Raw genomic sequence first — 14580 nt, 5'->3', positions numbered from 1 at the left:
AATCTGCCACGAAGGCACGAAGACTCATAGAGGCACAAAGTTTTAAGGGAAGAAGAAAAAAAGAAGAAAAATGATGTTATCAATACCTTTTTGGCTTCTTTTTCTTTGTGCTTCTTCGTGTTTTTGTGTCTTGTGGCTAAAAAAGCATATTCCATGTGGTGAGCAGTAACAAACTTTTTAATTGCTGATACATGTAAATACTGTTGATTTGCATTTGCTAAATTGCTGTGAAACAAAGGCTATATGAATGGCATTAAACCAATAAATTAAAATGAGGAAAATAATTTTAGCTTGCTGCTGTATATGGGGTTCTTTTGTGGTGGCGCAAAAGCAAGTTTACATATTGGACATGGTGCACAATAACCCTGGCGAGCCATTAACTGTAACGGCTTTCAATAACCCTGCATACCTAAAAGAAAAGGGTTATAACGGGCAAGTGATGAACGACTTTACGTTTGCCCATGCAGCTATCACTTTCGATAAACTGAACCCGCAAATCTTCCCTCAAGGCTCTAAAGAAAGGGCTTGGGTGATGGCAGCCGCAGACAGGGTGCGAAAAAACATAAAAGCAGCCCATGATGCGGGGATAAAGGTTTATTATTTTACAGATTTGATTGTGCTGCCCAAAAAACTAGTGGAACTATACCACGACCAAATCTGCGATGCGAAAGGCAAAATTTCGCTTGAGCGTCCCAAAACCATCGAAATACACAAAATAATGCTCGACGAGTTGTTCGAGACATTCCCCGATTTGGATGGCTTGGTGATAAGGACTGGGGAAACATACCTAAACAATGTGCCTTACCACACAGGTAACAACCCTATAACCAACGGCGTTGCCAGCCATGTGAAATTGATAAACCTGCTACGGGAGGAAGTGTGCGAAAAGAGAAACAAGGCTATTTTTTATCGCACATGGTCGTTTGGTGGCATGCACGATTCTGCGGCTTATTACCTTGCGGTAACCAACCAAATAGAGCCGCACAAAAACCTTGTTTTTTCCATAAAACATACAAAGGGGGATTATCACCGTACTTATGATTTCAACCCTACACTGGGGATTGGCAAGCACGCCCAGATAGTGGAAGTGGAATGCCAGCGTGAATATGAAGGCAAGGGTGCGTATCCAAATTATGTGATGGATGGTGTTATCAATGGTTTTGAAGAGTACAATACAATCAAGCCGCAAACGGGTAACAAGTGCCTGAACGATATAAAAAACAATCCCAATTTTACTGGCGTATGGAGCTGGAGCCGAGGTGGCGGATGGGTTGGCCCATACATCAGCAATGAGTTTTGGTGCAAACTGAATGCGTATGTAATTAGTAAATGGGGGGCTGATAAAAACCGTACGGAAGAAAGTATTTTCAATAGTTTCATGGATGAGAACGGCATTGTGCAATCCGATAGCAGAAAAGCTTTCCGGCAGTTGTGCCTTTTGTCTGCCAAGGCAGTATTACGGGGGCATGAAAGCGGCAAATACCATTTTGAAAAAGATTGGGTATGGTGGATGAGGGACGAATTTTTAGGTGGCATTGATACAGCCAACCTGCCCCAAAAAATGTTCCCTTCCGAGGGGTTCCTGCAGCAGGCATTTGATTGGTATTATAAAAATGGATTGTTGGATAAAGTGATTGAAGAGAAGCAGGAGAATGTTGGCACATGGAAGCAAATAGTAGCCTTGAGTGCCAAAATAGAGATGCCCAACAAAGCAGATAAAGACTACATGAAAGTTTCTAGCAAGTATGGGCTATTGCTGCACGCCATTATTGCAGATGGCTGGAAAGTGATGGCACTGGGATACAAAGGCGACAAAACAGGCATTTACGATAAGGCGAAATTGGCAGCAACCATCAAAAAATATGATGAAGACTGGAAGGTTTACAACAAGCTAAAAGCCGAAAACCCAGCCTGCGCTTCGCTTTATAAACCATTCTCCTTTATAAATGTAGCCCCAACCTATCATGGCGAACAGGGCATGGCACAATCCGTTGACAAGTACAGGGCAATGCTTGGCATTGGTAGCGAAAGGGAAATAAAGTAGGGTGTCAAGTAGCCTTTTACCACACACACAAGGGGATAAAAAATAAAAATTGCATAAAGGATAGAACAGAAAGAGAAATTGTTTTCTAAGCTCAACTACATTTTCAAATTTCCTTTTTTGTATTTCTGGGCACTGTATTTTGCTTTTGAGGCTAAAAAAGTACAATACAATGCCTAGATATACCATTTACTTAATGCGGCAGCCTATCCCTAAAATATCCATAGCACCAGGTGCCGGCAATGGCACTAAGCAAGGTTACCACAATAACAGTAGCACCCGAACCTATTTGTGCTAACAATGGCCCAGGGCAGGCACCGGTAATAGCCCATCCAAAACCAAACAACAAGCCGCCATAAACTTGCCCCTTATTAAAAGTCTTGGGGTGAAAAATAATGGGTTCGCCATAAATGGTTTTGATATGGAAACGCTTTATCAGGTAAACAGATAGCATACCCACCAACACGGCACTGCCAATAACCCCATACATGTGGAAAGATTGTAGGCGAAACATTTCCTGTATGCGGAACCAACTGACAATTTCTGCTTTTACAAATACAATCCCGAATAAAAGGCCAACAATCAGGTACTTGATATTGTGGTACCATTTGTGTTCCAATTGGCTTTCGTTTGTGCAGATGGTATCCAGGGAACGAACTTCAAAATCGGTATTTTTCTCAACGATATTTTCCATGTAAACAGTTTTTATAAGGATAATATAAAAGGCAGTATCAGGTTGGCCATTACAAAACCACCTGCCATAAAGCAACAAGTAGCCACTAGCGAAGGCCACTGCAAGGTAGACAACCCCATAATGGCGTGCCCACTGGTACAGCCACCTGCATAGCGGGTACCAAAACCCACCATAAAGCCCCCCATCACCATCATTACCATACCCCTAAGCGTAAATAGGGCAGGCCAATTGAATACTTGGTTAGGCACAAGGGTTGTATAATCTGTAATGCCATATTTGGACAGGCTTTCTGCGAGGTGGGGATTAATTTGAATGGGTTGTGGGTTTGCCAGCAACTGTGCTGCAATAATGCCTCCCAATAAAATGCCCGATACAAAAAACAGGTTCCAGGCTTCCCGCTTCCAGTTGTAGGAAAAAAAAGGAATGTTGGCTGGCAGGCAAGCCGCACAAATATGTCGCAACGAGGAACTGATGCCGAAGGATTTATTGCCCAGTATCAATAGCGTAGGCACTGTAAGCCCTATCAATGGCCCTGCCACATACCATGGCCAAGGCTGTTTAATTGTTTCTATAATGCTCATGTATCCTAGGGTTTAAATGCATTCGTAAATTTGTAACTACTCACCATATCGGAATGATTCTTTAGCCACAAAGGCACAAAAACACGAAGCAACACTAAGAAAAAGAAGATTAAAAGGTATTGATAAGATAATTTTTCTTCTTTCTTGTTCCTTAAAACTTTGTGTCTCTTTGTGTCTTCGTGCCTTCGTGGCAGATTCTAAACTTGCACTTGAATAGTAATGCAAATATCTACTTTTTGCATTTTAAGCAACTGCACTATCCACCAGCCCATTGTTAAATAAGGTTACTTTATTAAAACTTACCTCCCAACTGATGGGGATGGCTTTTTTAAGCATGTGGCTTACACCACAATATTTTTCCTGCGAATCCATAACGGCTTTTAGGGCAGCTTCCTTATCCTTGTCGCTGCCTGTAAAATCATATACCACATGCATGGATACATACTCAATAGGCTGTTGCTTACTTAGTTCACCTGTAACCCTAATGTTCAAGTCTTGTACTTCATTGCCCGATTTGCGGAGCAAGGCCACAATATCCATACCTGTACAGCCAGATAGTGCAGCTAGTACAAAAGGTTTAGGTATGGGGCCATTATCTTCCCCGCCAACCCTTTCCGGTGCATCCATAACTATTGTGTGACCATTTACCAATGCATTAAACTGCATCTTTCCCATCCATTGTGTTTCAACTGCGTGTTGTGCCATAATTATTTGTTTTTATTTTTTGAAGTATTGATACCAAAAGGCAGATACAAAGGGCAAAAGTTAATAAAACTTGTAGCCAGGAAAACGACAGCTATTGCAGCCAACACAATGGCCCAAGTACCCATTACTACTTTTGTCGCTACCAAAATCCCAATTGCAATGGCAACTGCAATACGCAATCCCTTATCTAATAAACCCATGTTCTTTTTCATGCTATTTCTTTTAATTGTTTAATAAACCATTTATGTATTCCCATGTGCCGGCGTTGGCCACATTAGCCACGCCCATCTTATCCAATATGCGTTTTGCTTGTGCTGCCCTAGCACCACTGCGGCAAAAAACAATACAGTTTTTTTTGTTCTTAAACTGAGTCGCATTTACGAGTATTTTATCTAGCGGGATATTTACAGAACCTTTCACATGCCCTTGTGAATATTCCAGCGGGGTTCGTACATCTACTAGAAAAGCACCATCCTTAATCATATTTTCAAGTAAAGCATTGTCTTTTTTTCCAAATAACCAATTGAATAAGCCCATGTGTAGTATTTTTTATTTTTAAGGAAATGGCAAGCATATAGCCTAATTTAAATATGGCAGCTATCGCCTAAGCACCTTTTAGGCCGTAGGAATGCAGTTACGAAAAGGACGAGTGCCATCATAAACAATACAATAGCCCCTTCTTTTGATCCGGGATAAGTGCCGTAACCTATAAAGCCAAAAAGCAACCCTAAACCTAACCGAATAGCCATATTGAATACAATAACTATTTTGGTACTTCTTGTGTCATTTTTCTGGAACATCTTTTTAAGTTTTACTTCTTGTTACGTACATGATGGGTAAGAAATAAAATACCCACATTTACTATATCATTTTTTGATACAGCAAATGTGGGTAAACTAAAATGCCCGTTTTGTGACTTTAGTTACACAAGGATAATTTTATTCCTGCCTAGTTTTACAACACCATTTTCTTCCAACTGTTTTAGCAAGCGGGATACTACTACACGGGCAGTGCCTAATTCATTGGCCAACTGCTCGTGGGTAATGGGTATAGATTTGGAACCTGTTAATGCTTCTTTCATTTGTAGCAATGCAAGCAGCCTTTCATCTACTTTTTTAAATGCGATGGCATTGATAATTTCTAATAACTCCTCAAAACGCTTATGGTACAGTCGGAAAATATAATCCAGCCATTGCGGGTATTCTTTTATAAAAAGGGTAGCTTTTTGTACGGGCAGGAACCATATTTCGGCATCTTCCTCTACTTCGGCCTTTACTTTACTAGTATCGTTATGCATCCCTCCCAGAAATGACATGATGCAACTTTCACCCGCTTTTATATAATACAACAATATTTCCCTGCCATCTTCTTCTGTCCTGATAACCCTGATGCTTCCTTTAACCACAATAGGTATAGACCTGATATAGGCATTTTCGTTAAGGATAGTGTCCCCAACCTTATATGTTTTTATCACGCTATATTGTGCTAACTGTGTGGCAAGCTCCCCTGAAAAATGCAGGGTGTCTGTTATAAAATCAGTATCCATAAAGAGAGGTTAATAATAAAACGTAGATGGGCTTAGATGTCTTATTGTGTGCAAATAAAACATATATATAAGCGATAACCGCCAAGGGTATCTTTGATATAAGTTAACTTAAAAAAACAAAAAAATTTATATCGGTAGTTATCCCCTTGCCGATGGGGTTAAGTAAGATGCAAGTTCCTGCATATGGTTTGTAAACAAGGGTTTTAAGGGGTCTGGGGTTAACTTCCCGAAAGTTTTAACTTTCGGGAAGTTGCAAAATAAAAGGTACTTGCCATTAAGCAAGTACCTTTCAAAAAATATCCAGTTTAAAACTAGTAAGCCTATCTGTAAAGTAAGCCATCCCCAATTCAAAACTTAAAATTCAAAACTTAAAACAAATCCTAATACCTTCTCCTGCTATCGCTGCTCCTTTCATTTCTGTTATTACTGCTACTTCTGTTGTTTTGAGGCCTGTTGTTATTACCCCTGAAAGAATTATTGGAAGACTGGGATGTAGGCTGTGGCCTATAAGGTGCATTTTCGTCCATCAGGTACGGGTGTTCCCTGTCCACAGGTATTTGCTTGCCAATTACTTTATGGATGTCGCGCAAAAACTCTTTTTCTTCTGCATCGCAGAAAGAGAATGCAATCCCGCTAAAACCTGCACGGCCGGTACGGCCAATACGGTGTACATAGGTTTCAGGGATATTGGGCAATTCAAAATTGATAACGTGCGACAATTCGTCAATGTCAATGCCACGGGAAGCTATGTCTGTTGCAACCAATACACGGTTTTTGCCGCTTTTAAAGTTGCTCAATGCTTCTTGGCGGGCATTCTGAGATTTATTGCCATGAATGGCTTGGGTTTCAATGCCCAGTCTTGTCAAATGCTCAGCCACCTTGTTAGCACCATGTTTGGTCCGGGTAAAAACCAATGCACTGTTTATGGCAGTGTCTTTTAGCAAATGAGCCAGCAAGTCTTTTTTGTTGCCTTTGTCCACATAAAACAATTTTTGTTCTATGGTGTCTGCCGTGGAAGATACTGGGGAAACTTCTACTTTAACCGGGTTGGTCAAAATGCTGTTTGCCAATTGCTGAATGTCAGAAGGCATGGTAGCTGAGAAAAACAGCGTTTGCCTTTTAGCAGGTATCTTGGTAATGATGCGTTTTACATCATGCACAAAACCCATGTCCAGCATCCTGTCTGCCTCATCCAATACAAAAGTGGTCAGCTTGTCAAGATGTACATATCCTTGGTTCATCAAATCTAGCAAACGGCCAGGCGTGGCAATCACAATGTCCATGCCTTTTTGCAAGGCTTGTACTTGGCTGTGCTGGTTTACGCCACCAAATATTACGAGGTGTTTGTTGTTCAAGTGCCTGCCGTAGGCTACTAGGCTTTCACCAATTTGTATTGCCAATTCCCGTGTAGGTGTTAATATCAACACTTTTATGCCGGGTGTTTTGGCTATTTTCTTTTGTGCATCCAGCAATTGTAAAATAGGGATGGCAAAAGCGGCTGTTTTGCCAGTGCCTGTCTGGGCACAACCCAATAGATCTTTACCAGATAAAATTTGTGGGATAGCTTGGGCTTGGATAGGTGTAGGCGTACTGTAGCCCTCTTCTTGCAAGGCTTGCATGATAGGGCTAATAAGCCCCATGTCATTAAATGTCATGTGAAAAATGTATTGCAGCAATGCTTGCCGGGTTAGGGGCATAGCGTTGCCAAATTAAAAAAGGTGCTAGAGATCATTTCAGGGATTGCCGATTGAGGAATTGTGTATCATCTGTATTACCGGGAGAAGATGGTAAATTAGGGTAGATGAAACCTTTTTCGGCTATAATAGTAATGCGCAAAAGCGATTGTTGCTATCAAATACAGACGGATTGTATAACACAGCATAACAAAGATGCAGTAAATTATTGGTAAGGAGGGAAAAATGTTTTTGTTAGGTGGGTTTTGAAAGTTTATTTTATCCCATTATTCAGTGTTTAATTCTTCAAAAAGTTCGCTCATGGGTTTTAAGCTGTCAGGATTTTGCGCTAATGCTAATAACCTGCTATCAAGTAGCTGCTTTTGCCATTCAGGTATATACTGGTCCAATGTATCAATGTCAGTATAATTTGCTTTTATTACTGCCCATTCTTCTGCTGGGTTGAATACGCCCATATTTTCACCTTGATTGTTTTGCAATATTTAATATTTCATAAATGAATTGTTTAAAACTAAAAGAAACAGCAATGAAATATTGCTGTTCCAAAAATAATCATCTTTCGGTAGTTAACTATTTGCTTTATTCGATGGGGTGCATAAAACTTTTTCGCTCAGGGTAAACGCATCAAAATTCATTTTGCTCGAATCTTCGAGTTTGACACCAGTCCTGGCATAAGCCACCTTATTTTATCCTTTGAAAAAAATGCGCAGCATATTTTTTTCAAAGGATAAAATAGAGTGGCGGTGCCTGGACGAAGCCCGCCGGCTATGAGGCAAAAGGACTGAAAAGAGGCATTTTTGAATAAAATAGGCAATTAGGCGCAGATTAAATTTTGATGCGTTTACCCTGTTTTCGCTTTGTCCTGATACTCCCCAATCTATAAAAAACTTATCTTTGTGATATAAATGCTCTTGATCAAAGCATTTATAAAGCTAGTTTCTAGGCAATAGTATCGTAGTTTTTTTTACTAATATTAAGATAGTTTTAGTCCCAAAATTTGGTCTTTTATTTATGGCTATAAAATAAGCACAAAATGAGCATAAATTATGCATAAATCAGGCACAAATTACGCATAAAATAAGCATAAAATAAGCACAAATCACGCACAAAAATTTGATGTTATTGTTGATAATCAATGGCTTACAAAGGGGTTAACGATTTTTGAAAAAAAGAAACAGCGTAAAAATCCCACAAAAATGGCAAAACTGAAACTATTTTAATATAAAACTAGGAGATATTGATATTATTAAAAATATGCAAATATGGTCTCCTTGCCCTGTTCCTGTTACCTTTTCCTTTAGGTAACTTGTCCTGGCCTTTCGGGAGGGATGAGGTTTGGTTAGGTTGATTTTTAATTGAAAAACTAAAAACTTTTATTCATCTTATTCTATAGGTTTTTTGACGTTGCACCAAGTTTACTAACAATTACTCCTGTTTGGTACTTTGAAAAGGTAGTGGAAGTTTCTTTTTGCTTTCTCGAAAAACATTGTATCAAATCATTCTTTACATTCGATGAATGGAAAAGTTGCCGAAGAAACACAGCGTTGTTAAAAAAATATTCTTGCAGTCGCACCCCATACAGCGGTTATTGATTGCGTTGGTTGCCATGGGCATTGCTTCTTTATGGATAACGGGCACGCACCTGAATGTTTTATTGAAAACCATTGCCTTGTGGGATGTATTTGCGGCAACCATGCTGGCTACAAGCTGGTTTGTTATTTTTGTCCGCACCCCCGCGCAAATACGTGTATTGGCAAGCGATGAGGATGGTAGTTTGTTGTATGTGTTTTCACTAATTGTGTTTGCTAGTTTTGCCAGTATTTTTACGGTGCTATTGCTAATGGTATCAAAAGATGTGTCGGGGGCACCCAAAGCGGTTTACTTGCCTGTGGCTGTTGCTGGGATGATGCTTTCGTGGATAATGGTGCATACTACTTTTACCTACCACTATGCAAGGCTATACTATAGTGATGATGAAAACGACGAAAAAATACATGCTGGCGGCTTGTGTTTCCCACATGAAGATTGCCCAGATTATGTTGACTTTGCCTATTATGCCTTTGTAATTGGCATGACATTCCAGGTATCTGATGTAGAAACCCGTACCAGAAAGTTCAGGCGTATCACATTAGCACATAGCTTGTTGTCTTTTGCGCTAAATACGTTTGTGGTTGCATTGACCATTAATTTAATAGCGAGCTTGAAGGCGTGAGTGGTCTGTGGTTAGTGGTCAGTGGTTAGTCATCAGTGGTCAGTAGGAAAGGATAAATATAAATGTCTTATTACTGATGACTGACCACTAATGATTAATATAAAACTCCTGCATGACATTAAACACCTTTTCTTTCAATGCCTCAATGGTCATGTTTTCTGGTGCCACTGGTGGCAAAAAATGAAGTTGCAAAGGGGTTGGGAACAAGAAAAGTGGCTCGTGTATAGGTGTAGCTTTGGCAGTGCCGATGATTACGCAAGGGATAATAGATGTTTTGGTATCCCTGGATAATTTAAAAGCCCCATCTTGGAACTTGCCCATTGGCTTGTCTGACCTGTTCCTAGAGCCTTCGGGGAAAATGCACATGTGGAAGCCTTGTTTCAGGGCAGTTTTCATAAGGTCGAAACTGCGTTTTCTGCTGGCAACGCTTTCCCGGTTTACCAATACCGAGCCACGGGCATAGTACCAGCCAAAAATAGGCACTTTAGTAAAAGTGTCTTTTGCAATGGTTTGGTTGGCACCCGGCACAAAGGGGCAAAGCAAAGGCACATCAAGAAATGAATTGTGGTTGGCCGTAACAATATACGTTTCGCCCTTTTGGAAATGTTCCTTTCCATATACTTTTAATGGGCAGCCTACCAAGTACAGCCAAGTGGTATTCCACCATTTGGCTATTAAAATAAACCACCATATCCCTTTCGGGTTTTTCACCAGCTTGGTAGCCATGGAAGGGATGAAAATGATTAAAAATGTTGCCGCAAAACTAACAATGCCCCAAACGGCCCATACCCGGGCAAAAGCAGCTTTGAAAATATTGGGTTTAGTATTGTTCTCTATACTCATAAACTAGAAAAACTTTGTTAGACCCCTGCCCAAGTTTCAATCAGTAGAAACAGGGCAAAAAGAGTCGTTTTAATTCAATATTTAAAATTCAACATTTAAAATAATTCAAAGTATGCTTTGTATTTCTTCTTCCCTTAAACCTTTGTGCCTCTTTGCGACTTAGTGCCTTCGTGGCAGATTAACCAGACTTGCACCAACGTAGTAACCATTTTTTTTAATTCAAAACCTAAAACACAAAACTCAAAACAACCTATACCATCCAGTCTATAGGATCCAAACCCTGTTTTACAAGCATTGCATTGGCTCTGCTAAAATGCTTGCAGCCAAAAAAACCAGAAAAGGCGCTTAATGGCGATGGGTGTGCCGCTTTTAGCACATGGTGCTTGGTCTCGTCAATCAATACCTGTTTTTCCTGTGCAAATTTACCCCAAAGCAAGAAGATAACACCTTCTTTTTCATCAGAAATTTTCTTGATAACAGCGTTTGTAAAATCCATCCAGCCTATTTTGGCATGACTGGCTGGCTCATTTGCCCTTACGGTAAGCACTGCGTTTAAAAGCAAAACGCCTTGCTCGGCCCACTTGGTCAGGTTGCCTGTTGTGGGTATAGGCATCCCAATATCTGTATGCAATTCTTTGTAAATATTTACCAGTGAAGGGGGGGGCGGCACGCTATCTGGCACGCTAAAACTAAGACCCATGGCCTGATGGGGATTATGGTAAGGGTCTTGCCCCAAGATCACTATTTTTACTTTGTGGAAAGGGGTTTTGTCAAAAGCATTGAAAATAAGCTGCCCCGGGGGGTAAATGGTGGCCCCTGTAGCCTTTTCTGTTTTTAAATGGGTAACCACCTGCAGAAAATAAGGCTTTTTAAATTCACTGTCTAATACAGCCTTCCAACTTGCCTCCATTTTTACATCCATATCCTTGCTTTCTTGAAATTCAAACATACGAATGATTGTGGATTAAAGTGGGTTTTTTAGGGTGCTAAATGGTTTTCGCTTTGACCCCTCGCCTTTGGAGAGGGGTTGGGGTGAGGTTTAACTAAAACTTCGAAAAACTTTTAAGTTTTCGTTTTTAACTTACCAATCATATTTTCACCCTGTAACATTTCTTTATCAATTTCGTTCCTATGTCAATCAACAACATTTCATGAGAAACCTATTACTCATTTTTTGCCCTTTTTTTTGTTGCTGTTTGTTTGCCCAAACGGGCAATATCCATAAAACAATGCCAGCAGCAAGGGCTACCCAAAAAATAATCATTGATGGCGACCTGGCTGATGAAGCCTGGAAAGCAGCACCAGTTGCGGATAGTTTTGTGCAGCGGCAGCCTAGCTTTGGCAAGCCAGAAAGCTATAAAAACAGGACAGAAGTAAAGATCTTATACGATGACAATGCCATTTACATCGGTGGTTATTGCCATGAAGGCAGCAAAGACAGTGTTTCTTCTGAATTAGTGGGCAGGGATGTGATTGGGGTAAATGATTTTGTAGGCGTACTGTTTGATACTTACAACGATAAAATCAATGGGTTCGGCTATTATGTTACCCCGCTTGGCGAGCAGTACGATGCCAAATATTCCTCCACTGGTGAAGATGGCAGTTGGAACAGCGTGTATAAAAGCGCAGCAAAACTGGTAGGTGACGGATGGACATTTGAAATGAGGATACCATATTCCGCTATTCGCTTTGGCAAAGCCAATATACAAAACTGGGGCATGAATATTTTCCGTCGGCGGCGAAAAGCAGGGGAGAACCTGACTTGGAACCCTATTGACCAAAAAGAATATTCCTTTTTTGCACAGTTTGGCTTGTGGGCAAACATCACCAATATAAAGCCCCCGGTAAGGCTTTCATTTTCACCCTACCTATCTACCGATATAGAAAACTACCCGTACAACAACCCCAACCTGAAAAACACGACCGCTAGGGTGAATGGCGGCATGGACGTGAAATACGGCATCAACCAGTCATTCACGCTGGACATGACGTTGGTGCCAGATTTTGGGCAGGTGCAAAGCGACAACCATGTATTGAACCTTACCCCATTTGAGGTAAAATACAACGAATACCGTAGTTTTTTTACCGAGGGCACCGAGTTGTTTTCTAAAGGCAGTATCTTGTACAGCCGCAGGATTGGCGGCACGCCCATCCATTTTTATGATGTGCAAAACAATTTGAATGCGGGTGACAGCATCCTTAAAAACCCCACGGAAAGCAAGCTAATAAATGCCACTAAGGTAAGTGGCCGTACTGCTAGTGGGCTAGGAATAGGTTTCCTGAATGCAGTTACAGCCGCACAGTATGCTACTATACAGGATGCCAACAAACACGAGTACCAAGTACAAACCAACCCACTGACCAACTATAATATTTTCGTTCTAGACCAAAGCCTGAAACACAATTCAAGCATTTCATTAATCAACACCAATGTTTCCCGCAACAGCAAGGACTATAATGCCAATGTAACCGCTGGCCTGTGGGATTTGTACGACAAAAAAGTGAAATGGAACTTTTTTGGCAAGATGGCCCTAAGCCAATTGTATGGCTACCCGGTAAGCAACAACCAGACACAAACCCAGTTGGGCTACAACCACAACCTGAATTTTGCCAAGGTAAGCGGCAATTTCAATTTTACGGTTTCCCAGTATTATACCGATGACAAATACACCCATCAGGATTTGGGCTATTATACCAACAACAACTTCCTGGATCATGAACTTTACCTTGGCTACAAGTGGCTAAAGCCTCGCTCTTTCTACAACAATATGTACTACAATTTCGATTTGTACTATTCCCGCCGTTACATACAGCCTGCCAGTTTCCAGGGCTTTTACTTGAATACAAATGTAAATGGCCAGTTTAAGACATTGGGTTATTATTTCTTTAAACTCAATATAACATCCAACGAGAACGACTTTTACGAGCCTCGCAAACCCATTGACTCAGGCTATGTATTCAAGCGGCCGGGCAGTTGGCTCTTGGGCTTCAACCTGCAATCGAACGATGCCAAGAAGCTTTCTGGCAGCATTGGTGAATACCACCGTTTCTACCATACCTATCAATCTACGCTGGACGAGATAGACCTGAGTGGGCAGTACCGTTTCAACAAGAAGCTGTCTGCCAACATTGTCAGCACCATCAATATTTGGAACAACAACTTGGGCTATGCCACTACCGTGAACGATAGCGTGATTATTGGACTAAGGAGGGTAAGGAGCGTGGAAAATATTTACACGGCCAAGTACAATTTCACCAACAAAATGGGTATTAGCTTCCGACTGCGGCACTATTGGAGCAAACTCACTAATGGGCAGCTAAAATACCTTAGCAAAGACGGCTCTATGGCCAATATTGACGGTATTAGCCAAAATGCAGACTACAATATAAACTTCTTCAATATAGACATGGTATATACCTGGCAGTTTGCCCTCGGCAGCTTCCTCACAGTCACATGGAAAAACGCTATCGGCACTTCGGACCAGAGCGTGTACAACAACTATGTCAAAAACCTAGGCACCACTCTGCACAGCAACGAGCTAAATACCGTGTCCATAAAAATGATTTACTTTCTGGATTATTTGGATATAAAGAAACACAAGGGATAAATTTTGTGTCCAAGCGTTTAGCCTGCTATTGAGCATTTACGGCGATAGCACCGTTCAAGGCTTAGCTACCTATTCGGCTTTTCCCGAAGCGAAGAAAAAGGGCGAAGCCCAAAATTCCCCGCAAGAGGTGTGGCCGTAGGCCGGGGTGGTTACTTCCAGTACATTAATGTGGCAACAACCCTTAACTTTGCGGCAAACCATACAAAATGAAACACATAGCAGAAGCAAACCGATACATAAGCAATGCAAAAGAAATATTGAGGGAGAAAGCCCAAAAGGAAGATGGGTATTACAAAGACAAAAAATATGTAAAGCTAGCAGGCCATGCCGCCTACTCGGGAGTGTTGGAAGCCTTGGACGGCTTATTTGGCATAAAGAAAAAAGGCAGGAAAAGCGTTGATTGGTACCAAGAAGAATTGTCTAAAATTGACAAGAAAATATTAAACAGTTTTAATGTTGCCTACGATGCCCTTCATTTGTCCATGGGTTATGACGGCACTAAAAGTGTTGATTTTGCCAATATAGGGTTCAAAGAAGCCGAAAAAATAATCAATTGGGTAGCAGCCAAGTAAGCTGTGGCAGGAAATTGAGTATAAGTACACAATGAATCAAGCGTACAAATTGGAATTACAAATCTTCTTATCTGGGTTCAACCA

At 40.9% G+C, this 14580-nt stretch carries 15 protein-coding genes; 4 read left to right on the top strand and 11 right to left on the bottom strand.

The annotated features are described in order from the left end of the window. Positions 1-271: 271 nt before the first annotated feature. Entirely contained in the window at positions 272-2044 is a 1773-nt protein-coding gene (locus ACHFIY_RS08630) for a hypothetical protein (protein ID WP_410845676.1), read from the top strand. A 190-nt stretch (positions 2045-2234) separates the two neighbouring features. Here the strand turns inward: ACHFIY_RS08630 and ACHFIY_RS08625 are convergent, their stop codons facing one another. The 9 genes from ACHFIY_RS08625 to ACHFIY_RS08585 all read right to left on the bottom strand — a co-directional run bounded on the left by ACHFIY_RS08625 (position 2235) and on the right by ACHFIY_RS08585 (position 7716). After that, positions 2235-2735, bottom strand: coding sequence for a DUF6691 family protein (locus ACHFIY_RS08625; protein ID WP_410845675.1), 501 nt, complete (start codon positions 2733-2735; stop codon positions 2235-2237). 11 nt (positions 2736-2746) lie between these two features. Next, entirely contained in the window at positions 2747-3316 is a 570-nt protein-coding gene (locus tag ACHFIY_RS08620; protein WP_410845674.1) for a YeeE/YedE family protein, read from the bottom strand. A gap of 243 nt (positions 3317-3559) precedes the next feature. Beyond that, positions 3560-4021, bottom strand: a complete 462-nt coding sequence (locus ACHFIY_RS08615) for an OsmC family protein (protein WP_410845673.1) — start codon at positions 4019-4021, stop codon at positions 3560-3562. A gap of 2 nt (positions 4022-4023) precedes the next feature. Continuing rightward, entirely contained in the window at positions 4024-4233 is a 210-nt protein-coding gene (locus ACHFIY_RS08610) for a YgaP family membrane protein (RefSeq protein ID WP_410845672.1), read from the bottom strand. Positions 4234-4243: 10 nt separating this feature from the next. Continuing rightward, on the bottom strand, positions 4244-4558 hold the full coding sequence (locus ACHFIY_RS08605; RefSeq protein ID WP_410845671.1) for a rhodanese-like domain-containing protein: 315 nt from the start codon (positions 4556-4558) through the stop codon (positions 4244-4246). 47 nt (positions 4559-4605) lie between these two features. After that, positions 4606-4821, bottom strand: a complete 216-nt coding sequence (locus ACHFIY_RS08600) for a hypothetical protein (RefSeq protein ID WP_410845670.1) — start codon at positions 4819-4821, stop codon at positions 4606-4608. Between the two features lie 122 nt (positions 4822-4943). Next, positions 4944-5567 (bottom strand): Crp/Fnr family transcriptional regulator, encoded by a 624-nt coding sequence (locus ACHFIY_RS08595; protein WP_410845669.1) that lies wholly within the window; start codon positions 5565-5567, stop codon positions 4944-4946. A gap of 380 nt (positions 5568-5947) precedes the next feature. Then, the gene (locus ACHFIY_RS08590) at positions 5948-7264 is read right to left on the bottom strand and encodes a DEAD/DEAH box helicase (protein ID WP_410845668.1); all 1317 of its coding nucleotides are present in this window, start codon (positions 7262-7264) and stop codon (positions 5948-5950) included. A 263-nt stretch (positions 7265-7527) separates the two neighbouring features. Beyond that, positions 7528-7716: a hypothetical protein gene (locus ACHFIY_RS08585; protein ID WP_410845667.1), complete on the bottom strand. Its 189-nt coding sequence runs from the start codon at positions 7714-7716 to the stop codon at positions 7528-7530. Between the two features lie 1061 nt (positions 7717-8777). Between ACHFIY_RS08585 and ACHFIY_RS08580 the strand changes: the two genes are divergently transcribed. Further along, a complete protein-coding gene (locus tag ACHFIY_RS08580; RefSeq protein ID WP_410845666.1) occupies positions 8778-9473 on the top strand; it encodes a DUF1345 domain-containing protein in 696 nt (231 codons plus the stop codon). An 87-nt stretch (positions 9474-9560) separates the two neighbouring features. Here ACHFIY_RS08580 and ACHFIY_RS08575 read toward each other — a convergent pair whose 3' ends face one another. Both ACHFIY_RS08575 and ung read right to left on the bottom strand, forming a co-directional pair. Then, positions 9561-10316, bottom strand: coding sequence for a lysophospholipid acyltransferase family protein (locus ACHFIY_RS08575; protein ID WP_410845665.1), 756 nt, complete (start codon positions 10314-10316; stop codon positions 9561-9563). 250 nt (positions 10317-10566) lie between these two features. Further along, positions 10567-11265, bottom strand: a complete 699-nt coding sequence (ung, locus tag ACHFIY_RS08570; RefSeq protein ID WP_489685639.1) for a uracil-DNA glycosylase — start codon at positions 11263-11265, stop codon at positions 10567-10569. Between the two features lie 280 nt (positions 11266-11545). Between ung and ACHFIY_RS08565 the strand changes: the two genes are divergently transcribed. After that, positions 11546-13924 carry a DUF5916 domain-containing protein gene (locus tag ACHFIY_RS08565; protein ID WP_410845664.1) on the top strand — a complete coding sequence of 793 codons (2379 nt, stop codon included), beginning with the start codon at positions 11546-11548 and terminating at the stop codon, positions 13922-13924. 206 nt (positions 13925-14130) lie between these two features. After that, positions 14131-14496, top strand: a complete 366-nt coding sequence (locus tag ACHFIY_RS08560; protein WP_410845663.1) for a DUF5618 family protein — start codon at positions 14131-14133, stop codon at positions 14494-14496. The last annotated feature ends 84 nt before the right edge of the window (positions 14497-14580 follow it).

The organism is Parasediminibacterium schistidii, from assembly GCF_046546515.1.
Lineage (GTDB): Bacteria > Bacteroidota > Bacteroidia > Chitinophagales > Chitinophagaceae > Parasediminibacterium.
The sequence above is the reverse complement of the archived record's forward strand: the minus strand, read 5'-3'. Positions and strand labels throughout refer to the sequence as shown.